The sequence below is a fragment of the Leifsonia sp. YAF41 genome (assembly GCF_052113185.1).
Classification (GTDB): Bacteria; Actinomycetota; Actinomycetes; order Actinomycetales; family Microbacteriaceae; genus Cryobacterium.
Genome location: NZ_JBFRCS010000018.1, coordinates 42,494 through 63,411, shown reverse-complemented (window position 1 = coordinate 63,411; position 20,918 = coordinate 42,494). Strand labels below are relative to the sequence as shown.

The window sequence follows — 20,918 nt, the reverse complement described above, 5'->3', positions numbered from 1 at the left end:
GGCGTGCACCATCTCGCACGCCCAGCGGGATTCCCCACGCCCAGGTGGTGGCGCGCGGCGAGCCAACCTCTGGTCGCTAGTCGCCCACCGACACAAACCCGACGACGACCCGCAGGCCACCGCTCGATCGCGGCTCCAACGTGAGCGTGCCGTGCAGTCGTTCGACGATCGCCGCCACAATCGACAGCCCGAGGCCGTGACCGCGGTTCGCTGAGGTGGATGCCCGCCCCGCGGCACGAGTGAACGGCTCGGTCCAGGCGGCTACCACGCTCGCATCGAGCAGCGCCCCGCTATTGCTGACCTCGAGGGCGGCGCCACCGCCATCAGTTGACTTCGTGGTCACTGCGACGAAGCCGCCGTCTGTCGTGTTGTGACGGACGGCGTTCTGCACGAGGTTGGTGAGCAGCTGGCGCACGAGAACCGGCTCAGCCTCGATCATCGCGGGCTCGAGAGCGAGGTCGATGCGCACATTCCGCTCAGCTGCTTCCCCTGCACAGGACTCCACGACCTCTGCCGCGGCTTTCGCCAGGTCGATCAGCTCCGGCTGAGCGGTCGACGACTGAATCTTCGCCAAATCGAGCAGCGCCTCGACCGTGTCGATGCTGCGTTCGTTCATCATGCGGAGCCGGTCGAACACGACCCGGTCTTCCGGCGCATCGGTTTGCGCCAGCGCCACGTCGAGCATCGCTCGCGTCGTGGCGAGCGGGGTGCGCAACTCGTGCGACGCGTTCAAAGCGAACCGTTTCGAGGTGGCGAACGAGCGCTCCAGCTGGGTGAGCATGTCATCGAAGTTCGCGGCGAGTTCAGAGATCTCATCGCGCGGCCCGGCCAAGCGGATGCGCTGGCTCAGGTCGCCATGCGCGGCCCGGCGGGCAGCGGTGTTGATGTACTGCAACGGCTTCAGCATCCGTCCGGCGACGGCCCAGCCGACGGCGACACCGACGATGGCCAGCACGACGAGCACCACGAGGGAAATGACGAGCAGCAGGTTGAGCATCTGATCAGTCGAGCTGATGGTCAGTTCGCTGGCCGGAGTGGTGAGCGCGGCGGGAGCGGGCGTGGAGACCACCTCAGGGATCGGTTCGATCGACGGCGGCGAGGCGCCGGGCGCCACCGTCGCGGCGGGAACCGACGAGGAAGCCACCAGGTCGTAGGTGGGCACGAACCGCATGACCACGTAGACGACGCCGAGCATGACAACTCCGGCACCGGTGAGAAGTGCGGAGTAAGTCAGCGCGAGCCGGGTGCGCACCGTCGCACGATAACGCCGAAACTCGGGCTGCGTCGCGGCGGGCTGCACCGCGTCAGGTTCAGTTGTCGTCGCTGATGGCATAGCCGACTCCCGGGACGGTGGTGATGATGGTGGGATCGCCGAGCTTGCGGCGCAGCGTGCTGATCGTGACCTTGACCGTATGGCTGAACGGGTTGGCGTTCTCGTCCCAGGCCTTTTCCAGGATGGTCTCGGCGCTCAGGGTGCCGCCGTCGGCTTGCATCAGCAGTTCGAGCACGGCGAACTCCTTGCGCGTGAGCGTCACAAATCGCCCGTTGCAGACGACTTCGCGTCGGAACGGATCGAGCCGCATCCCGCGGCGTTCGAGAACGGGCGGATGCGAAGTGAACCGACGACGGTTCAGCGCACGCAGCCGGGCGATCAGCTCGGGAAACTCAAAAGGTTTGGCCAGGTAGTCGTCGGCACCAAGTTCCAGGCCGCCGACGCGGTCTTCGAGCTGCCCCGCGGCAGTCAGCATCAGGATCGCCGGGCTCTCCGGGTCAGCGGCGAGTGTGCGGCAGACGTCATCGCCGTGGGTGCCGGGAATGTCGCGATCGAGCAGCACGACGTCGTAGTCGTTGATGTCCACGGCTTCCAACGCCGCGTCGCCGTCGCCGACCACGTCGGCCGCGATCGCATCCATCGCCAGGCGTGTGCGAATGGCGTCGGCGAGAAACTCCTCGTCTTCAACGATCAGCACTCTCACGCGTTCACCTTTCGGGCGGTTCTTTGTCTTCATCTCGAAGTCAGGCAGACCTGAAGTCAACCAGACGCGTGGTTATCAAAAGGTAAGCCAGCCACTTTACGTTCTCGAAACCTCCCTCTTGCTGAACTGGAATCTGCCCGGTCACCCGACCAGGCAACTGACGAAAGACAAGGCCATGCACTCAACTCTCCCCACCCGCACCATCCGTCGCACTGTCGCCGGCTCCCTTGCGGCTGCGGCCGGCGCACTCCTCCTGCTCGGCCTTACCGCCTGCTCGCCGAGCGCCGACACGGGCGACGACTTGAAGAGCAACGGCGACTTCGAAACCTCCATCGTCGACTGGAGGCAGAAGATGGATGACTGCATGAAAGAGGCAGGCTTCGACCTGACCGGCGGAGAAACCGCAGCAGGCGAACCGACAGGGTCGGTCGACACCTCACAGTTCGACATGGACGCCTTGAACAAGGCCTCCGTCGCCTGTACGGCGAAGGTCGGTGACGCACCGGTCGACCCGAACCAGCCGACCGAAGACGAAATGTTCGACACGCAGCTCGCCTTCGCGAAATGCATGCGCGATTCCGGCTACGACTACCCCGACCCGGTGAAGGGTTCCGGCGGCATGGGCGCGGCGTTCGGGTCCGACGTCGACCCGAATATCGTCGACGCCTGCTCGGCCAAGGCGGAGAAAGAAACCACCAAATGAGCGCCACCACTGACACCACCAACGCCAACGCCGGCAGCGACAGACCGGGCACCGTCGCCAAGCCGCGCCGCACCAAGCGCGCCCTGCTCCTCAGCGCCGTCGGTCTCCTCGTGGTCGCCGCGGTCGCCGCAGCCATCGTGCTCGTTCAGCCCCCGAACAAGGCCAGCTCTGACCCGAAGCCCGTGAACGTCGAGACGCTGAAGATCAGCCGCGGCGACCTCACCGAGCTGGTGCGTGCGTCGGGCACGCTGGGTTATTCGGCCCCCCGTGATCTCGGCACCTCGCTGTCCGGCATCGTCACCGGCTTCCCGCCCGCCGGCACCGTCGTCACAACCGGCCAGGAGCTTTTTCGTGTCGACAACATGCCCGTCATCCTGATGCACGGCGACCTGCCGGTCTGGCGGGCTTTCAGCACGGGTATGACGGATGGCGCCGACGTGCTGCAACTCGAGAAGAACCTGGCCACGCTCGGCTTCTTCACGCGAGAGCCTGACGAGGAGTTCGCCGGGAGCACGGCAACCGCCATCGAAAAGTGGCAGAAGTCAATGGGCCTCGAGAAGACGGGCACCATCGAAACCGGACGAATCATCTTCTCCCCCGCCGACGTGCGAATCCAAGCTCCGAAAGCCAGAATCGGCGATGCGGCCGGGGCAGCGGTGATCTCGGTGACCGGTGCGAACAAAGAAGTGCAAACCTTCATCGACACCTCGCAGCAGTCGCTCGCTCCCGTCGGCGCGCAGGTGAAGATCGCGCTGCCCGGCGGCGCAGAGACCACCGGGACCGTGGTCGCCATCGGCGCCCCCGTCGAAAAGGACGGCACCAACGGCAAGACCATGAAAATTCCGGTGACCCTCACCCTCGACGACCCGGCAGCCGCCGAATCCCTCGACAACGTGTCGGTCAGCATCGTGCTCACCCAGACCAAGCAAAAAGACGCGTTACTTCTTCCTGTTGCCGCCCTGCTTGCCCAGCCCGGCGGCGGATTCGCCGTGGAGGTCACGCTGAAGGACTCCTCGAAGTCCGGCAAGACAACGAGGCTGGTTCCAGTCGAGCTGGGCGCTTTCGCCGACGGTTTCGTCGCCGTCACCGGCGGCAAGCTTGCCGAGGGCGACACCGTCGTGGTGGCGAAATGAGTCCCGCCATCGTCGAGCTCCAGGGCGTGACTCGCAGCTACGGCTCACCGCCCACTGTGGCACTGAACGGCGTCGACCTGACGATCGACGAGGGTGAGATGCTTGCCATCGTCGGCCCGAGCGGGTCGGGAAAATCGACCATGCTCAACATCATCGGTTCACTCGACCGGGCCAGCTCCGGCGAGACGAAGATCGCCGGCAACGACGTGACCCGAATGACCGACGCCGAGTTGTCGGCGCTGCGTGCGTACACGATCGGGTTTATCTTTCAGCAGTTCCACCTCTCCGACGGGGTCACGGCTCTCGACAACGTGGCGACCGGTCTGCTCTACACCGGGATGCCGCCACGCGAGCGTCGCCGTCTCGCCGCCATCGCTCTCGAGCGCGTCGGCCTCGGCGACCGCCTCACTCACCACCCCCGCCAGCTCTCCGGCGGTGAACGCCAACGCGTCGCCATCGCGCGGGCCGTCGTCGGCGCCCCAAGGCTGCTTCTCGCCGATGAGCCGACCGGCAGTCTCGACACGAAATCGGGCGCCGGGGTCATGGAGATCCTCAACGAGTTGAACCGTGCGGGCACCACCGTCGTCGTGATCACCCACGACCAGGATCTGGCCGATCGGATGCCGCGCCAGGTGCGCATCCGTGACGGCGAAATCGTGGCCGATGTGCGGGCGAGCGCGGAGGTTGCGGCATGAGCCGTCGCACGAGTGCCAGCACGACGCCCTCCCTCCGATCCCGACTGCGTGCGGGCGACCTCTTTTCGCTCGGCTTTCACGGTCTGCGCGCCCGCCCGATGCGGGCGATCCTCTCCTCGCTCGGCATTGCCATCGGCATCGCCGCGATGATCTCGGTGATCGGCATCTCGACATCCAGTCAGGCGCTCATCAAAGAGAAGCTGGCCGACCTCGGCACCAACCTCCTCACGGTCAGCGGCGGAACTGATCTCCTCGGCCAGAACACCCCGCTCTCTCCCGAGGCGACCGCACTCATCCGTCGAATTCCCGGGGTGCAGCACGCCAGTTCGACCGCGACTCTCGAGAAGATCTTCGTCTTTCGGAATGCTCAGATCGAGCCCTCTCGCACGGGCGGGTTGACCGCTGCCGCGGCCGATCTCGACCTGCTGGAAGCGACGGGATCGACCATCTTGACCGGCACCTGGTTGAACGAGGCGACCGCGCAGTTCCCGACCGTCGTGCTGGGACGCACGGCGGCAGAGCGGCTTGGGGTCCAAACCGCCGGCGGGCTGGTCTGGCTCGGCAACCACCAGTTCACGGTGGTCGGCATTCTTGATTCTTCTCCACTCGTGCCGGAGCTCGACTCGACCGCGTTGATCGGCGAATCGATCGCCCAGCAGCTCTTCGGTTATGCCGGCAGCCCCACCACGATCTACGAGCGCTCCGACGAGGCCCGTGTGATGGAGGTCAGAAAACTGCTGCCACCGACCGTCAACCCCGTTTCGCCGAGCGCGGTGAAGGTCAGCCGCCCGTCCGACGCCTTGGCCGCACAGAACACCGTCGACCAGGCATTCACCGGGTTGCTCGTCGGGGTCGGTTCGATCGCGCTGCTCGTCGGCGGAATCGGTGTGGCCAACACGATGGTCATCTCGGTGCTCGAACGGCGACGTGAGATCGGCCTGCGCCGTTCCCTCGGAGCCACCCGGCGGCACATCCGGGTGCAGTTCCTCTTCGAGGCCATGCTGCTCTCCGCCTACGGCGGACTCGCCGGCACTGCGCTCGGCTGGATCATCACGGCCGTTGCCGCCAAAACCAACGGGTGGGTCGTGGCCATTCCGCCCGAAGTGCTCGTCGCCGGTATCGCCGTGACGATCGCAGTCGGGGCCATTGCGGGAGTATTGCCAGCTGTGCGAGCTGCGCGCACCTCGCCGACGGCGGCGCTGAGCGCCTAACGCAGCAACGCCCCTCCCATTCGACGGAGATTTGCACGATTTGGACCGTTTCCCGCCACATCTGGCCGGATTCGCGACTTATCTCCGTCGAATGGGGGAAAGCGGCTCCCGCCTGAAGCAGGCGAGCGGATGCCGGCACGTGAGCGCGACTCGACCCCGCTGCCAGGGCCTCCCCAGGTCGACTTCCGTACCGTTGTCGTGTCGCGAGTTTTGCTCAACATCCGCGATCGCCTTGCGTCGATTGTTGAACAATCGTATGCTTTTCCAGCATCAGTGGCCATCGGCGCTGACGATGCCCCCAAGGAAGTGAGCACGATGTCCACGACGATTACCACCCCCACGACGCCTCCGAAGAAACTCAAGAACAAACACCGCGGCGCCCTCGTCGGCGCGATGTTCCTCATGGCCACCAGCGCCGTCGGACCCGGCTTCATCGTGCAGACCACGAACTTCACGGTTCAGCTCGGTGCTGCATTCGCCTTCGCGATCGTCGTCTCGATCCTCGTTGACATCGCCGTTCAGCTGAATGTCTGGCGTGTCATCGGCGTGACCGGCAAGCGTGCCCAGGAACTCGCCAACACGGTGTTCCCCGGTGCCGGCTGGTTTCTCGCCGCACTCATCTGCCTCGGCGGACTCGTCTTCAACATCGGCAACATCGCCGGAGCCGGGCTGGGCGTCAACGCCATGCTCGGCATCGACCCGAAGATCGGCGGCGCGGTATCGGCTCTGATCGCCATCGGGATCTTCTTGAGCAAGCGAGCCGGGGTCGCCCTCGACAAGATCGTCGTCGTGCTCGGCGCCCTGATGATCCTGCTCATCGGCTACGTCGCGATCGTCTCGCGCCCGCCGCTCGGTGAGGCACTGCGCAACGCGGTCATCCCCGACAACATCGATTTTCTCGTCATCACCACCTTGATCGGCGGCACGATCGGCGGGTACATCACCTACGCCGGCGCGCACCGGATGATCGACGCCGGTGTGTCCGGCAAGGAGAACGTCGGCGAGATCACGCGTAGCTCGATTTTCGGAATCATCATCACCGGAGTCATCCGCGTGCTGTTGTTCCTGGCAATTCTCGGTGTCGTTGCCGGCGGCGTGACGCTCACCGGCGACAACCTCGCCGCCTCGGCGTTCCAGGCTGCGGCCGGGGACATCGGCCTGGTGCTGTTCGGCGTCATCCTCTGGGCGGCTTCGATCACCTCGGTGATCGGCGCGGCATACACCTCGATCTCCTTCGTGACGAGCGCGAAGACGAAGCCGCGCACCCGCAGCATCGCCACCTGCGTTTTCATCGCCGTATCGACCGTGGTCTACCTATTCCTCGGTCAGGCTCCAGCCACCCTGCTGATCATGGCGGGCGCCATAAACGGCCTCATCCTGCCCGTCGGCTTCACCGTCATCCTCTGGGTCGCCTGGCGTCGCCGCGACCTGCTCGGCGGCTACGTCTACCCGAAGTGGCTGCTGCTGCTCGGTGTCGCCGCCTGGCTGCTCACGCTCTTCCTCGGCTACCAGTCGCTCGGTGGCCTCGCCAAGCTGTGGGTGTAGCCGGCCCATGAGTGCAACGTCCTCCCTCACTCCCGCCGCCGCCCGGGCATTGTTCCGCGGTGGCCTGGTGGCTCCCACGGCCGGTTGGTCGCGGGGGTTCACCCAGGCGAACCTCATCATCGTGCCGCGGGAGCAGGCGGCGGACGTGGCGCTGTTTGCCGAGCGCAATCCGCAGGCCTGCCCCGTGCTCGGGGTGCTCGAGGCGGGCGAAACGAGCGGGCCGCTGCTCGCCGGGGGCGACATCCGCACCGATCTGGCCCGGTACACGGTCTACGAGCACGGCGTGCTCGTCGACACGCCGACTGACCTCTCAGCCTGGTGGCGCCCCGACCTCGTGACGTTCATCGTGGGCTGCAGTTTCACCTTCGAGACGGCGTTGCAGGATGCCGGGGTGCCGATCGCGCACATCGACCAGGGCAAGAACGTGCCGATGTACCGCACGAACCGGCGCTGCGTGCCGGCCGGAACTCTCAGCGGGCCGCTCGTCGTCTCGATGCGCCCAATTCCGCCGACCGGGTGGATGACGCGGTACGCATCACCGGACGTTACCCCGCGGTGCATGGCGCGCCGGTGCATGTGGGCGACCCCGCCGAACTCGGAATTACTGATCTCGGCTCGCCCGACTTCGGTGACGCGGTCGAGTTGCACCCCGGGGACGTTCCGGTCTTCTGGGCCTGTGGCGTCACCCCGCAGGCGGCCGTGATGGAGTCGCGCTCGCTTCTGGCGATCGGGCATGCGCCGGGTCACATGCTGATCACGGATGCCCGAGACTCCGACTACCTGGTGGACTAGCGACTTATCAGCTCATCGGTTCACGGGCTGACCATCCCGGTGATCGAGGAGCAGCCGACGGAGTCGGCCGCATCTCGAGATCCCGTAAGCCGATCCTCGGGCGTGGGTCGCGTTTGAAGGTCGGCTCACTGGGTCTCGAGACACGGGCTCGCTGCGCTCGCTCGCCCTCGACCAACGCGATAGGCGCGCAACCGCCAGCGAATCAACGATAGTTAGGCCGACTCGGCCACCATCGCATCGAGCAGCTGCGCCTCCGCGCGGCGCAGGTAGTCCCCCATCAGCTCTGCGGCCTGGGCGCGTTCCCCGGCGTCGACGAGTTCGGCGATGCGGGCATTCTCTTCGATGTACGGCTCGTGAAAGCCCGGGTCGGCCACCATCGAGTGGAAGACCAGCCGCATCTCGGCCAGAACCTGTTCCATCTGAATGTTCAGCCGTTCGCTTCCGGCGAGGGCGACGACCGCTTCATGGAAGCTCTGGTTCGCCCCCGCCATCTCTGACACCGAACCGCTCGCGCGGGCCAGACGCGCCCGGGCAACGGCAGCGTGCATCGGCCGGGTGTTGCCGTGCGGGGCCCAGAGCAGCGCGGCCGGCTCCAGAAACCGGCGCACCCGGTAGATCTCGCGGATGTCGTCGGCGGTCGGCTGCGCGACGAAAACACCGCGGTTGGGAATCCGCGTCACCACATGCTCGGCGGCGAGGGTTGAGAACGCCTCCCGGAGGGTATTGCGGGAGACCCCGAGCACTTCGCCGAGTGCCTCCTCGGCCAGCTTCGCGCCCGGCGCGAGCTGCCCGGCCGCGATGCGTTCGCGCAGCACTGACGCCACCCAGGTTCCGGTCTCCGCATGGCGCACCTCGGCGCTCTGCTGTCGCAGATCGGTCAGGATGTCTTCGAGAGTCATACGCCCACGATAGGGGTGAGTCAGCCGACGATTGATGCGACAGGGGAGTTCACGCTCACCGTGTCCCCCGTCTGCACCAGCTGGTCCTGCAGAATGCCGGGCCGGTGGGCTCGAATGGTCGACTCCATTTTCATCGCCTCAATCACGAGAACCGGCTCACCGGCGGCGACGGATGACCCCACCGGAACGAGCCATTTCACGACGGTTCCGCCCATCGCGGAGTGCAGTCTCTCCGGGTCGGCGACTGTCGCCGTTGCCGCGGCAAGGGCGGCGGCCGCGCCGATCGGAGCGCCTGCCTCCAGGCTTGCGAGCAGCGCGGCGGGCAGGCCGACCGCCATCCGTCGCCCGTCCAGCTCGATGCTGATCGTGCGGCGCGCGGCCTCGGGCGGCACAACACCGAGCGCCGGGTCTGGCAGGAGCTGCTCGGTGAACTCGGTTTCGATCCAGCCGGTGTACACCCCGAGGCGGTCGGGTGCGGTGAAGGCCGGCGACTCGACGACTGCCCGGTGGAAGGGCAGCACTGTCGCGAGACCCTGGATGTCGATCTCGGCGAGGGCCCGGCGCGCGCGGCGGAGTGCCTGCTGGCGATCGGCGCCGGTGACGATGAGTTTGGCGAAGAGCGAGTCGAACTGCCCGGGTACGAGACCGCCGGAGCGCAGCCCGGTGTCCACCCGGATTCCGGGCCCGGTCGGCGGAGCGAAGGCGGTCACCGTGCCGGGGGACGGCAGGAAGCCGCGCGCCGGGTCTTCGGCGTTCAGCCGGAACTCGAAGGAGTGTCCCCGCGCCTCTGGATCGCGCTCGACCGGCAGGGCGCCGCCGGCCGCGATGGCGAGTTGTGCCTGCACGAGGTCGATGCCTGAGGTTTCTTCGGTGATCGGGTGCTCCACCTGCAGGCGCGTGTTGACTTCGAGAAACGAGATGGTGCCGTCTTGGGCGAGCAGATACTCGACGGTGCCCGCGCCGCTGTAGCCGGCCTCCCGGCAGATGGCCTTCGCCGAGGTGTAGATCAGGTCGCGCTGGGCCGGGGTCAGGAAGGGGGCCGGCGCTTCTTCGACGAGTTTCTGATTGCGGCGCTGCAGCGAGCAGTCGCGGGTTCCGACGACGATGACGTTGCCCCGGCCGTCGGCGAGAATCTGGGCCTCGACGTGCCGCGGCTGGTGCAGAAAGCGTTCGACGAAGCACTCGCCGCGACCGAAGGCCGCCTGGGACTCACGCACGGCCGAGTCGAAGGACTCCTCGATCGCATCCATCTCCCAGACCACTTTGAGGCCGCGCCCGCCGCCGCCGAACGCCGCCTTGATCGCGATGGGGAGGCCGTGCTTCTCGGCGAAGGAGCGTACCTCTGCGGCGGTCTCGACGGTTCCTTCGCTGCCGGCGACAAGGGGCGCCCCGACGCGAATTGCGATCTCTCGCGCAGAGACCTTGTTACCGAGCAAGCGAATCGCTTCGGGGCTCGGGCCCACCCAGGTCAGACCGGCGTCGCCGACGGCCTGCGCGAAGTCGGCGTTCTCCGAGAGAAAACCGTAGCCGGGGTGCACGGCGTCGGCTCCGGAACGCCGCGCGATGGCGAGCAGCTTGTCGACGTTGAGGTAGGTGTCGGCCGGCGCATCGCCGCCGAGGGCGAAGGCTTCGGTCGCCACGCTCACATGCAAGGCGTCGGCGTCGACGTCGGCATAGACGGCAACGGACTCAAGCCCGGCATCGTCGCAGCCGCGGGCGATGCGCACGGCGATTTCACCGCGGTTGGCAATCAGTACTTTTCGCATGGGGGCTCTTTCAGTGCTGGGACGACACGGATGCAGCACGAGGGACTGCAAGGAAACGGATGTGGGCTCCGGTCGGCAATTGAGCCGCCCGGTCGAGGTCGCACTCAAGCACAACGCCAAGCACGGGGTAGCCGCCGGTCACCGGATGATCGGCGAGAAACAAGACGGGGAGGCCGGAGGCCGGCAGCTGGATGGCTCCGCTGACGGTGCCCTCGCTGGCGAGTTCGCCCGTCTTCTCCCGACGCAGCGCTTCGCCGGCCAGTCGCAAACCGATGCGGTTCGACTGCGCGGTGACCGTCCAGCTCTGTCGGCTGAACTCGGCGAGGGTCTCGGTGCTGAACCAGTCGGCGCGGGGGCCGGGAACGTAGCGGAGTTCGGTGACGGTCTCCGCTGACGCCGGATCGGTGGCGCAGGCGGAGCCGGTCTCAGGGAGCGAGGCAGAGCCGGTCTCCGGGGAACCGACGACACTCGTCGGCGGTGCCGGCAGCACCGCCAGGGCACTCCCGGCCACCAGCACCGCCGGGCCGATGCCCGACATCGTGTCGGTGGCCCGGCTTCCGAGCAACACCGGGGTGTCGAAGCCGCCGCGCACGGCGACGTAGCTGCGCACGCCCGTCGTCGGAGTTCCAATGGTGAGTGTCTCGCCCGCGAGCAGGGCGAACGGCGCGAATCCGGGGACCGAGCGCATGCATCCGTCGCCGTCGGTGACCTCGAGCGAAACCGTTGCTCCGGTTACCGCGAGCACCTCGTCTGACACAGCATGCAGCACCAGTCCGCCGAGCGCATTCTCGAGAACTGCCGCGGTGGCGGCGTTGCCGGCGAGCCGGTTCGCCTGGCGCACGGCGCCCCGGTCGAGGGCGCCGGAACCGGCCACACCGAGGCTCGCATAGCCCGGCCGGCCGAGGTCTTGCACGGTGGTCTGCAGTCCCGGATTGCGCACGATCAGGCCGGCGCTCGGCCGAACATCGCGCTGTTCGGCGGGATCGAGAGAGACCGGCGTTGCGGGGGCAGCGGGAGCAGCAGGGGCGGCAGCGGTGAGCAGGCTCGCCCGCACCGCCCGAAACTGCACGCGGTTGCCCGGGCGCACGAGCGCGGGTTGCGGTCGGTCGAGGTCCCACATCGTGGCCGTCGTGTGCCCGATGAGCTGCCAGCCGCCCGGCGATACCCGGGGATAGACGGCGGAATAGGTGTCGGCGAGCGCGACCGAACCAGCGGGAACACTCGGCCGGGGTGTGCTGCGGCGCGGCACCGCCAGCGTGCTGTTCTCCCCCACCAAGTAGGCGAAGCCGGGCGCGAAACCGCCGAACGCGGCGGTCCAAGTCTGGTCGCCGTGCGCGGCGATGACCGCCTCACGGCTCAATCCGGTGAGTCCGGCGACGTCGTCGAGGTCGAGGCCGTCGTAGATCGTGTCAATCGTCACGAGTGTGTCATCGGCGACGACCGCCTCGGTCAGGTCGAGGTGGCGGAGAGCCTCCGCGTAGCCGCGCGCCGCGCGAGCCGAGTCGGCGGTCACGAGAACCGTCGTGGCGGCCGCGACGACATCGACCTGGCCGGCGAGCGGATGCTGCTCCAGGTACGCCTGCAGACTGAGAACCTCGGCGAGGGTGCTGAGTTCAACGAGTACCGCCCGATCACCCACGGGGCGCAGGATCGACACCGGCCTGGTCGCCGCCACGCTAAACGAAGCTCCGGATGCTCACGCCGGCACCGAGCAGGGCCGTGCGAATCGCACCGGCCAGGCTCACTGCCTCGGGAGTATCGCCGTGCAGGCACAGGCTGTCGACCGACACGTCGATCAGGGTGCCGTCGATGGCACGCACCTGGCGGTCGATGGCGATGCGCAGCACCTGCTCGATCACGGCATCCACCGAGTGCAGCACGGCGCCCGGCAGAGTGCGGGAAACGAGGGAACCGTCGGCGTTGTAGGCGCGATCGGCGAAGGCCTCTGTAACAACCCGGAGGCCGGCGTCCGACGCCACCCGGGCGATCTCGGAGTTCGGCAGCACCATGAGCGGCAAGCTGGGGTCGACGGCCAGAATCGCCTCGGTCACCGCTCGCGCCTGCTCCGGATGCCGGGCGATGGTGTTGTAGAGGGCGCCGTGCGGTTTCACGTAGCGCACGGCAGTGCCGGCCGCGGCGGCGAGCGCCTGCACCGCACCGATCTGATAGATCACGTCGTCGGTGAGCTCGCTGGGCACCATGTCGATGAAGCGACGGCCGAAGCCGGCGAGGTCGCGGTAGCCGGGATGCGCCCCCACCGTGACGCCGGCGGCGGCAGCGGCGGCGCAGGTGGCCCGGATGCCGCTGGGATCGCCGGCGTGGAAACCACCTGCGACATTGACGCTGGAGACCGAGGCGATGATGGCCTGGTCATTGCCGAAGGACCAGTTGCCGAAGGACTCGCCTACGTCGCTGTTGAGATCGATAGTGATAGTCGGCATCCGTTCTCCATTGAAAGAAAAGTTCTACTCACTAGCCTGCACCATTTCGACGGATTGTTCAACAATCCTTCATCATTGTCGCCCGAGAGGTTGAGAGATGTGCCGGGCGGTCGACCTACGGTGTGTCGCTGAGCCCGAGAACGACAGCAGCATGCGCAGAATTTGCAGCGCTTCCGAAGATGCCGATACGCAGCATGCTCGAGAGGCCGTAGGCGAGGGCCAGAACAACTTCAGCTCGCGCCGTTGCTTCACCCGGCTCAAACGCTTCAGCCATTGCAGTCTCGATTGCGTGCAGAATGCGCTGATAGAGCGGTGTCAGCGACACGCCCGATCCCGGATTCGACGTGGCGTACGACGTCAGTGCATCCAAGACGATGTCGTCCTGTGGCCGGGCCCCCTGCCAAGTCTCACCGAACAATTCATCAAGAATGACCTGGCGCCTCATGCCGACCGGAGCTGCCTCGACGATGCGTTCTAGGGAGGCGGCGTACCGCTCGATGTAGGAGTCGACAAGCGCGTTCAGTTGGTCAGACTTGTTACCGAGGTAGTGCCTCACGTGCCCCCGGCTCCAGCCGGAACGGTCGGCGACAGCCTGCACGGTCAGGCCGTGGATTCCACTTTCCGTGATACAGGCGGCGAGCGCTTCAAGCATCTCCGCTTGACGCTCCGGGGCGAGGCTGGGTCGCAAACGTATTCCTTTCGAGGACGAAGATCGGGCGCGAACACGGCGGGCGTGCATACGGCGTGAACACAGAGTGTCACATCTTGCCGAATGGCGGCGAAAGACTGCCATGACGAGTTTATTGTCAGATTGACAATCTACTGGATGCTGTGTTTGTATTTCCCCCAATGCCGCAGTGAAGCGGCGCCTATCTCAAGGAGATTGACGTGTCCTCAAAGAAGAGATCTCGTCTGGTGGCCGGTGCCGCGGTACTCGCGGTGGCCCTGGCCGGCTGCGCCGGCACCAACGCGAACCGCACAGAGAAGCTTGAACTCGTCGAAACCACGGCCCCCGCCGTGGCCGGCCTCGACAAGCTGGTTTGGAACCTCCCCTACGGCGAGCCGTTTTCGCTGGACCCCGCCCAATCGGCCGGGGAATCCAACTCGACGGTCATCGGCAACGTCTGCGAGAGCCTCCTGCGGATCAACCCCGACTTCTCGGTTGAGCCGAACATCGCCGAGGTGGAGCAGGTCGACGACCTGCACTACCGAATCAGCCTGCGCGACGGCGTGACCTTCTCCACGGGCGCGCCCGTCACAGTCGACGACGTGATCTACAGCATGACGCGCTATTTCGACGTGGAACTGGGCTCCTCCTGGAGCACGAACTACACGTCGGTGACCTCGATTGACGCGACCGGGGACAGCGAGGTCACCGTGACGCTCTCCGAACCCGACGCGTTCTTCTACAACGGGCTGGCGCTGCCCTCTGGCGTCATCATCGACCGCACCTCGGTGGAATCCGCCGGAGACGCTTTCGGCACTCCGGCTGGCCTACCCGTCTGCACCGGCCCGTACGTGCTCGACTCCTGGGACAAGGGAGAGCAGATCACCCTGACGAAGAATGACGCGTACTGGAATGAGGAGCGAGCAGCCCTCACCCCGACGGTCGAGTTCAAGTTCCTTATGGACACCGCCGCGGCCACCACAGCGCTGAAGACCGGTGACATCAACGGCGCCTTCAACTTCCCGATCTCCTCGATCCCGCAGCTCTCCGGCGGGGCCGGCAGCATCGCCTACGGCCGAGGCCTCGGACTCACCTCGATCATCTTCGTGCACGTCGAGGACGGCCCGCTGGCCGATCCGAAGCTGCGCGAAGCCCTGACGCTCGCCGTCGACTACGAGGGAATCCGCTCCGGCATGTTCGCCAACGCGGCCGAGCTGAACAAAACCCTCACCCCCAAGTCCGCGTGGGGATACTCGGAAGACATCTTCCAGGAGGCCTGGGACGCCCTACCTGAGGTGACGACCGATCTCGAACGTGCCGCCGAACTCGTGAAGGAAGCAGGCCCGCAGTCGGAGCCGATCGTGCTCAGCTACATCAGCGGAATCCCGGAGAGCGTGCAGATCGCCACCGCGATGAAGGATGCCGCAGAAGGCATCGGCCTGAAACTCGAGCTCAACGCGCAGACCGAGGCAGAGAACATCGCCATGTACTTCGATGACGAGGCCCGCGTGGGCACAGACCTCATGCTCTGGGAGGGCTACCTGGATGTGCCGGACCCCGCCGCCTACTACGTGATGTACACAAGTGACACGCTCTTCAACGCCCCCGGCTTCAAGAATGCCGAGTTCGACCAGCTCGTCGCCGACGCCCGCACGACACTTGATGACGACGAGCGCGCTCGCATCATCACCGAGGCACAGCGGATCTACTCGGAGAACCTCAACATCATCCCGCTGGTCTCCCAGTACACCCGGCTCTTCCAGAGCGCGGGCGTGACCGGGGCGTCACCGACGCAGACCTTCCTCTACTCCCCATGGGCGGCATCTGTCGGAAAGGCGGCCGAGTAATGGCTGGACTTGAAACTGTTCCCCAGTCAGAGGCCGACGACCGCGCCCTGCACACCGTCGTCACCACCCGCGACGGCATCCGACTGGCTACGGATGTCTACCTGCCCGGCACGGGCAGCACGCCCGCGCCGACCGTCCTGATCCGTCTGCCGTATGACAAGACCGGGCGCTACACCTTCATTCCACAGATCGGCGCGCACTTCGCTGCTCACGGTTTCGCCGTTGTCACACAGGACGTCCGCGGAAAATACCTCTCCGAGGGTGAACGCAACCCGTTCGTCAACGAGGTGAACGACGGCGTCGACACCGTGGACTGGATCATCGCGCAGGACTGGTCAGACGGCAATGTCGGCACCTGGGGCGACTCCTACTACGGGTTCACCCAGTGGGCGCTTGCGAGTTCAGGACACCCGGCGCTGAAGGCGATCGTGCCCCGGGTGACCGGCCACCGGTTCATGGACATGAGCCCGGGGGGAGGCTTGCCGACCCTGACTCTCCTCGACTGGCTCATCGACGCGTGGTCCATCTCCGACCTCGTCTTGAACGGCGGCACCGACCACAGCAGCGTGCCGGCGATCGACATGGTGCACCCGGAGCTCACCGACGGCGACGCACTGTTCCGCCGGTACGTCCTCACCGAACTGGAGCAGCCGGAGGACCTCGTGCGCCGAGTGTTCCCGAAGGGCGACCCGGCCGCACTGCTGCCGGTCCCCGCGCTGCACACCGGCGGCTGGTTCGACAACCTGCAGTTCTGGCAGCTCGACGACTGGGAGTCGAGCCTCGGCTCCACGGCCGGCGCACACCAGTACCTGCGGATGTGGTCGAGCGACCACGAGGACTACCGTTGGCGGCCCAGGGCGACCCCGCTGGGTGCCGACTTCGGTCTCAGCTCCGACGCGCTCGCCGAGCACATCCCGGCACTCCTGGCCGAGCCGATCTCGTTCTTCAACCACTACCTGCGTGGGGGCGAGGGCCGCTGGGCTGCAGCACAGGTCAGCTACGAGCTCTGCGGTGTCGGCGACCGGGACGCCGCATCCTGGCCACCGGCGAGCAGCCGGATGCGCGTCTTCGGTCTCAGCTCAACCGGTGACCTGGTCGCCGAGGGAGAGGGCACCTCCGGCGGTGTCGTCGAGTGGGAACACCGCCCGGACGCCCCACTGCCATTCCCGATCGAGAGCGAGTGGGACCAGAACCGGGGCGGCGTGCCGGATGAGTCTGCTTTGTGCTCACGCGACGACGTCGCGACGTTCGACAGCGCAGCGATGGACGCGGACTACGACCTCGTCGGCCGCATCGAGCTCACCGCGCGGATCGAAGCGCCGAGTACCCGCACGCACCTCGTGGCCCGCTTGTACGACGTCGACCAGAGCGGTGACGCCCGGTTCATCGTCGGCAACGGTTTCGATGTGCTCGCCGATGGGCAGACCGAGTTCCAGTTGCGGCTCGGTGACACCGCCTACCGGGTGCCGGCCGGTCACCGTCTGCGCCTGCTCGTCGCCACGAGCCTGTCCGGGCAGTACCCGGTGCATCCGGGCACCGACGAGAACCCGTGGACGGCAACCGACCACCGCGCGGCCCGCCAGCGCCTGCTGCTGGATGGCGCCGCACTCACACTTCCAGAGGACTGCGGTTGACCGGCGCAGCGTCGATCATCCGTCTCGTTGCGGGCAGGATCCTGGGCGCAGCCGCCACGATGTTCGCCACCACGATCGTCGTGTTCTCGGCGCTCTACCTCGTGCCGGGCGACCCGCTCTCGATCCTGCTCCGCGGGCGCAAACCCACGCCTGAACTCGTCGAACAGATGCGCCTTGAGTACGGGCTCGACCTGCCGTTCGTCGAGCGGTACTGGAACTGGTTCACCGGGCTGCTCCAGGGCGACCTCGGGTATTCGATCCAGTTCCAGCAGAACGTCGCAGATCTGATCGCCTCCCGGCTGCCGACGACCATCTGGCTCGTCGGGTACACGGCCGTGCTCATCCTGATCGGCGGGATCGCGCTCGGCGTCTGGTCGGCCATCCGCGGCGGCCGCACCGACGCGACCGTGCTTGCCGCGACCTCGGCGATGTCCGCGCTGCCGGCGTTCGTGGCCGCTCTCGTGCTCCTCTTCGTCTTCGCCGGGGCACTCGGCTGGTTCCCCACCTTCGGCGGGGGCGGGCCGGATGTGCTCAGCCGGATCGAGCACCTCACCCTCCCGGCGGTCGCCCTGGCAATCAGTTATGTCGGGCTAATGTCGCGGATCACCCGGTCGGCGGTCCGTGCAGAACTGGGAAGCGACCACGTCGAATCCGCCCGGCTGCGCGGCCTCGGCGGCGCCTACCTGTTCCGCCACCACGTGGCACGGAACGCGACAGTGCCGGTACTCACCTATGCGGGTGTCCTGATCGCGGGCCTGCTCGTGACCAGCCAGCTGGTGGAGTCGGCGTTCGGGCTGAACGGCATCGGCGGCCTCGTCGTCGACTCCGTGAAGAACCTCGACCTCGCCGTCGTTCAGGCGGTCACACTCCTCGTCATCACGGCATTCGTCGTGACCAACCTTCTCGTCGACCTCGCCAACCCGATGATCGACGTCCGCCTCCGACGCACAGGGAGGGCCCGATGAACAGCATGGTCCTGACACGCAAGGTCACCCCGATGCGGACGGCAGGCGGTGGACGCGGGATGTTCACGATCGCAGCGGGCGTGCTCGGCGCCGTCCTGATCGCGGCGATCTTCGCTCCGTTGATCGCCCCGCACAGCCCGTTCGCCGTCAACCTCGGCCTGACGAACGCGCCCCCAGGTACACCGGATCACATTCTCGGCACCGACGGCAGCGGGCGTGACATGCTCAGCCGGCTCATTTACGGAGCGCAAACCAGCCTGATCGGGCCGACCCTTGCGATCGTCGTTTCCGTCGTTCTCGGCGTCGGCATGGGGGCAGCGGCCGCCTGGGCCGACGGATGGGTCGATACGGTACTCACCCGCATCATCGACTTCCTCCTCGCCTTCCCCGGACTGCTCGTCGCCGTGTTCGCGGTCGCGCTCTTCGGCCCCGGCCTCGTCGCGCCGGCGATCGGTATCGCCATCGCCTACGCGCCGGTGATCGCGCGGGTCACCCGCAGCGTGGTGCTGACAGAGCGGGGCAAGCTCTACGTTGTCGCCGACCGCGTGATGGGCTTCTCTTCCTGGCGCACACTCACCACGACGCTCCTGCCGAACATCGCCCCGCTGATCCTCTCCCAGTGCGTCGTGAGCTTCGGTTACGCGCTCGTCGACCTGGCCGCGCTGTCCTTCCTCGGCCTCGGCGTGCAGCCGCCGGCCGCGGACTGGGGCCTCATGTTGAACGAGAGCCTCTCCTCGCTGCTGCTCGGCGCGTGGTGGGTGATGGCCTTCCCGGCCGGATGCCTCGTCATCGTCATCGTGTCCATCAACGCAGTCGGCGAAGGGCTGCTCGAACGTTTGTCCAGGAGGTCGAAGTGAACGCGCTCATCGAAGTCGAGGGCTTCACCATGGAGCTCGGCGACGAATCCTTCCGCCGCCCTGTCCTCGAAGATGTCACCCTGCGCGTCGAGCCGGGACGCTGCCTCGGGATCGTGGGCGAGTCCGGCAGTGGAAAATCGCTGCTCACCCGCGCACTGCTCGGCAGCTTCCCGGCCGGGGCCACCGTCCACGGCCGGATCACCGTCGCCGGCACCGTGGTCACCGATGCCGCACCAGAGGCGGTGCGCGCGCTGCGCAGCAGTGATGTGGGCATCGTCTTCCAGGACCCGCGTGCGAGCGTCAACCCGCTGCATCCGATCGGCGACTTCCTCACTGAAGCGGTCGTGCGTTCCGGGCAGTTCCGTCCGGACGAGGCACGCACGCGAGCGGTGGAACTCCTTACGACGATGCGCCTGCCCGCCCCTGAGACGCTGCTCAAGCGTTACCCGGACGAACTGTCCGGCGGCATGCTGCAGCGCGTGGTCATCGCCGCGGCCATGATGCCGGCGCCGTCGATCCTGCTTTGCGACGAGGCGACCACCGCGCTCGACGTGACCACGCAGGCCGAGATCGTCCGGTTGCTGCGTGGACTGCAGGACGAGATGGGCATCGCACTCGTTCTTGTCACTCACGACCTGGAGCTGGCGGGCGACCTGTGCGACGACCTCTGCGTCCTCTATGCCGGGCAGGTGCAGGAATACGGACCGACCGACTCGGTGCTTGATGCGCCGAAACACCCGTATACGTCGGCGCTGCTCGCTTCCATCCCACGAATCGGCGACTGTGCCGAGCGCACCCTGCCGGTGATCCCGGGCAACGTGCTGCCGCTCACCGCGGAGTCGAAGGGATGCCTGTTCGCGCCGCGCTGCGCAGACTACGAACCGTCGGCCTGCGACCTGTCACGGATCGCGCTGCGACAAAGCGACGACCGCCAGGTCCGCTGCGAAAGGGTCTCCGCATGAGCGTCGTGGAATTCGACCGGGTGACCAAGGTGTTCCGCGGTCACGGTGTCGAACACACGGCTGTCAGTGATGTCAGCTTCAGTCTCGCGGCCGGGGAATCGCTCGGGCTGATCGGTGAGTCGGGATCGGGCAAGTCGACGATCGCGAAGCTCATCCTCGGGCTGGAGACGGCGACGAGCGGGACGATCCTCCTCGATGGGCATGCCCTTGGCGACCCGCCTCGCCGCCGCACCGACCGACTGGCGCACGCCAAACGTGTGCAGATAGTCTTCCAGGACCCGTACCTGTCGCTGAACCCCAGGCTCACCGTCGGGGCCGCGGTCGAGAGGGTGCTGCACCTGCACGGCCACGGCTGGGTAGAGTCACGCAGCCGGGCACGCGCCCTGCTCGCCGAGGTGGGCCTCGGGGAACGCGAGGCGGGCGCACGGCCTGACCAACTGTCCGGCGGCCAGCGACAGCGCGCTGCGATCGCCAAGGCGATCGCCGTCAGCCCGCGCCTGCTCATCCTCGACGAGGCCGTCGCGGCGCTCGACGTGTCGGTGCAGGCGCAGGTGCTCAACCTGCTCAACGAGCTGCGCGCGGCCGAGGGGATGAGCTACCTCTTCATCACCCACAACCTTGCTGTCGTGCAGTACGTCACCGACCGATCGGTCGTGCTCTGCACGGGCGAGGTCGTCGAATCCGGCGACACCCGCACCCTGCTCTCCCAGCCCAAGCACCCCTATGTGCAGGGGCTGCTCGATTCCGTACCCGGACGGGTCGGGGCGCGCCGAATGGTCAGTGCTGACCGCGCCGCCGCCCGAGTCTCGATCATCTAAAAGGAAG

The 20,918-nt window shown here is 66.9% G+C and carries 18 protein-coding genes and 1 pseudogene; 12 read left to right on the top strand and 7 right to left on the bottom strand.

Translation table 11 applies throughout. The annotated features are described in order from the left end of the window. Positions 1-76: 76 nt before the first annotated feature. Together AB4Y63_RS18440 and AB4Y63_RS18435 are read right to left on the bottom strand one after the other, a co-directional pair. The gene (locus AB4Y63_RS18440) at positions 77-1,333 is read right to left on the bottom strand and encodes a sensor histidine kinase (protein WP_441792524.1); all 1,257 of its coding nucleotides are present in this window, start codon (positions 1,331-1,333) and stop codon (positions 77-79) included. Beyond that, positions 1,311-1,976, bottom strand: a complete 666-nt coding sequence (locus tag AB4Y63_RS18435) for a response regulator transcription factor (protein WP_441792523.1) — start codon at positions 1,974-1,976, stop codon at positions 1,311-1,313. The genes AB4Y63_RS18440 and AB4Y63_RS18435 overlap by 23 nt, the downstream gene beginning before the upstream one ends. A gap of 175 nt (positions 1,977-2,151) precedes the next feature. Here AB4Y63_RS18435 and AB4Y63_RS18430 point away from each other — a divergent pair, with 175 nt between their 5' ends. From AB4Y63_RS18430 to AB4Y63_RS18405, 6 genes and pseudogenes are all read left to right on the top strand, one after another. Beyond that, positions 2,152-2,679 carry a hypothetical protein gene (locus AB4Y63_RS18430; protein ID WP_441792522.1) on the top strand — a complete coding sequence of 176 codons (528 nt, stop codon included), beginning with the start codon at positions 2,152-2,154 and terminating at the stop codon, positions 2,677-2,679. Further along, positions 2,676-3,812: a peptidoglycan-binding protein gene (locus tag AB4Y63_RS18425; RefSeq protein WP_441792521.1), complete on the top strand. Its 1,137-nt coding sequence runs from the start codon at positions 2,676-2,678 to the stop codon at positions 3,810-3,812. Before AB4Y63_RS18430 ends, AB4Y63_RS18425 begins: the two co-directional genes overlap by 4 nt. Beyond that, positions 3,809-4,507, top strand: a complete 699-nt coding sequence (locus AB4Y63_RS18420) for an ABC transporter ATP-binding protein (protein ID WP_441792520.1) — start codon at positions 3,809-3,811, stop codon at positions 4,505-4,507. The genes AB4Y63_RS18425 and AB4Y63_RS18420 overlap by 4 nt, the downstream gene beginning before the upstream one ends. After that, the gene (locus AB4Y63_RS18415; RefSeq protein ID WP_441792519.1) at positions 4,504-5,718 is read left to right on the top strand and encodes an ABC transporter permease; all 1,215 of its coding nucleotides are present in this window, start codon (positions 4,504-4,506) and stop codon (positions 5,716-5,718) included. The genes AB4Y63_RS18420 and AB4Y63_RS18415 overlap by 4 nt, the downstream gene beginning before the upstream one ends. A 315-nt stretch (positions 5,719-6,033) precedes the next feature. After that, positions 6,034-7,263 (top strand): NRAMP family divalent metal transporter, encoded by a 1,230-nt coding sequence (locus AB4Y63_RS18410; protein WP_441792518.1) that lies wholly within the window; start codon positions 6,034-6,036, stop codon positions 7,261-7,263. A 7-nt stretch (positions 7,264-7,270) separates the two neighbouring features. Next, positions 7,271-8,055 (top strand): annotated as a pseudogene (locus AB4Y63_RS18405) (putative hydro-lyase). A 212-nt stretch (positions 8,056-8,267) separates the two neighbouring features. On the opposite strand, the gene AB4Y63_RS18400 reads toward AB4Y63_RS18405, so the two are convergent. From AB4Y63_RS18400 to AB4Y63_RS18380, 5 genes are all read right to left on the bottom strand, one after another. Continuing rightward, entirely contained in the window at positions 8,268-8,954 is a 687-nt protein-coding gene (locus AB4Y63_RS18400; RefSeq protein WP_441792517.1) for a GntR family transcriptional regulator, read from the bottom strand. A 20-nt stretch (positions 8,955-8,974) separates the two neighbouring features. Then, on the bottom strand, positions 8,975-10,720 hold the full coding sequence (locus AB4Y63_RS18395) for an acetyl/propionyl/methylcrotonyl-CoA carboxylase subunit alpha (protein ID WP_441792516.1): 1,746 nt from the start codon (positions 10,718-10,720) through the stop codon (positions 8,975-8,977). A gap of 10 nt (positions 10,721-10,730) precedes the next feature. Further along, positions 10,731-12,395, bottom strand: coding sequence for a 5-oxoprolinase/urea amidolyase family protein (locus AB4Y63_RS18390; protein WP_441792515.1), 1,665 nt, complete (start codon positions 12,393-12,395; stop codon positions 10,731-10,733). A gap of 1 nt (position 12,396) precedes the next feature. Further along, the gene (locus AB4Y63_RS18385; RefSeq protein ID WP_441792514.1) at positions 12,397-13,161 is read right to left on the bottom strand and encodes a LamB/YcsF family protein; all 765 of its coding nucleotides are present in this window, start codon (positions 13,159-13,161) and stop codon (positions 12,397-12,399) included. A 115-nt stretch (positions 13,162-13,276) separates the two neighbouring features. Continuing rightward, positions 13,277-13,849, bottom strand: a complete 573-nt coding sequence (locus tag AB4Y63_RS18380) for a TetR/AcrR family transcriptional regulator (protein WP_441792513.1) — start codon at positions 13,847-13,849, stop codon at positions 13,277-13,279. 200 nt (positions 13,850-14,049) lie between these two features. Between AB4Y63_RS18380 and AB4Y63_RS18375 the strand changes: the two genes are divergently transcribed. Genes AB4Y63_RS18375 through AB4Y63_RS18350 form a run of 6 tightly spaced genes read left to right on the top strand, consistent with a single transcriptional unit; the run spans position 14,050 to position 20,911 of the window. Next, positions 14,050-15,675 carry an ABC transporter substrate-binding protein gene (locus tag AB4Y63_RS18375; protein WP_441792512.1) on the top strand — a complete coding sequence of 542 codons (1,626 nt, stop codon included), beginning with the start codon at positions 14,050-14,052 and terminating at the stop codon, positions 15,673-15,675. After that, positions 15,675-17,309 carry a CocE/NonD family hydrolase gene (locus AB4Y63_RS18370; protein WP_441792511.1) on the top strand — a complete coding sequence of 545 codons (1,635 nt, stop codon included), beginning with the start codon at positions 15,675-15,677 and terminating at the stop codon, positions 17,307-17,309. Before AB4Y63_RS18375 ends, AB4Y63_RS18370 begins: the two co-directional genes overlap by 1 nt. Beyond that, positions 17,306-18,274 carry an ABC transporter permease gene (locus tag AB4Y63_RS18365; RefSeq protein WP_441792510.1) on the top strand — a complete coding sequence of 323 codons (969 nt, stop codon included), beginning with the start codon at positions 17,306-17,308 and terminating at the stop codon, positions 18,272-18,274. The genes AB4Y63_RS18370 and AB4Y63_RS18365 overlap by 4 nt, the downstream gene beginning before the upstream one ends. Then, positions 18,271-19,131 carry an ABC transporter permease gene (locus AB4Y63_RS18360; protein ID WP_441792509.1) on the top strand — a complete coding sequence of 287 codons (861 nt, stop codon included), beginning with the start codon at positions 18,271-18,273 and terminating at the stop codon, positions 19,129-19,131. Before AB4Y63_RS18365 ends, AB4Y63_RS18360 begins: the two co-directional genes overlap by 4 nt. After that, entirely contained in the window at positions 19,128-20,093 is a 966-nt protein-coding gene (locus AB4Y63_RS18355; protein WP_441792508.1) for an ABC transporter ATP-binding protein, read from the top strand. Before AB4Y63_RS18360 ends, AB4Y63_RS18355 begins: the two co-directional genes overlap by 4 nt. After that, positions 20,090-20,911, top strand: coding sequence for an ABC transporter ATP-binding protein (locus AB4Y63_RS18350; RefSeq protein WP_441792507.1), 822 nt, complete (start codon positions 20,090-20,092; stop codon positions 20,909-20,911). The genes AB4Y63_RS18355 and AB4Y63_RS18350 overlap by 4 nt, the downstream gene beginning before the upstream one ends. Positions 20,912-20,918: the final 7 nt, after the last annotated feature.

Excerpts from the sequence above, each read along its gene's own strand:
- AB4Y63_RS18440 (WP_441792524.1), bottom strand. The coding sequence starts at position 1,333 with ATGCCATCAGCGACGACAACTGAACCTGACGCGGTGCAGCCCGCCGCG.
- AB4Y63_RS18395 (WP_441792516.1), bottom strand. The coding sequence starts at position 10,720 with ATGCGAAAAGTACTGATTGCCAACCGCGGTGAAATCGCCGTGCGCATC.
- AB4Y63_RS18385 (WP_441792514.1), bottom strand. The coding sequence starts at position 13,161 with ATGCCGACTATCACTATCGATCTCAACAGCGACGTAGGCGAGTCCTTC.
- AB4Y63_RS18360 (WP_441792509.1), top strand. The coding sequence starts at position 18,271 with ATGAACAGCATGGTCCTGACACGCAAGGTCACCCCGATGCGGACGGCA.
- AB4Y63_RS18430 (WP_441792522.1), top strand. The coding sequence starts at position 2,152 with ATGCACTCAACTCTCCCCACCCGCACCATCCGTCGCACTGTCGCCGGC.
- AB4Y63_RS18415 (WP_441792519.1), top strand. The coding sequence starts at position 4,504 with ATGAGCCGTCGCACGAGTGCCAGCACGACGCCCTCCCTCCGATCCCGA.
- AB4Y63_RS18425 (WP_441792521.1), top strand. The coding sequence starts at position 2,676 with ATGAGCGCCACCACTGACACCACCAACGCCAACGCCGGCAGCGACAGA.
- AB4Y63_RS18350 (WP_441792507.1), top strand. The coding sequence starts at position 20,090 with ATGAGCGTCGTGGAATTCGACCGGGTGACCAAGGTGTTCCGCGGTCAC.
- AB4Y63_RS18400 (WP_441792517.1), bottom strand. The coding sequence starts at position 8,954 with ATGACTCTCGAAGACATCCTGACCGATCTGCGACAGCAGAGCGCCGAG.
- AB4Y63_RS18370 (WP_441792511.1), top strand. The coding sequence starts at position 15,675 with ATGGCTGGACTTGAAACTGTTCCCCAGTCAGAGGCCGACGACCGCGCC.
- AB4Y63_RS18410 (WP_441792518.1), top strand. The coding sequence starts at position 6,034 with ATGTCCACGACGATTACCACCCCCACGACGCCTCCGAAGAAACTCAAG.
- AB4Y63_RS18420 (WP_441792520.1), top strand. The coding sequence starts at position 3,809 with ATGAGTCCCGCCATCGTCGAGCTCCAGGGCGTGACTCGCAGCTACGGC.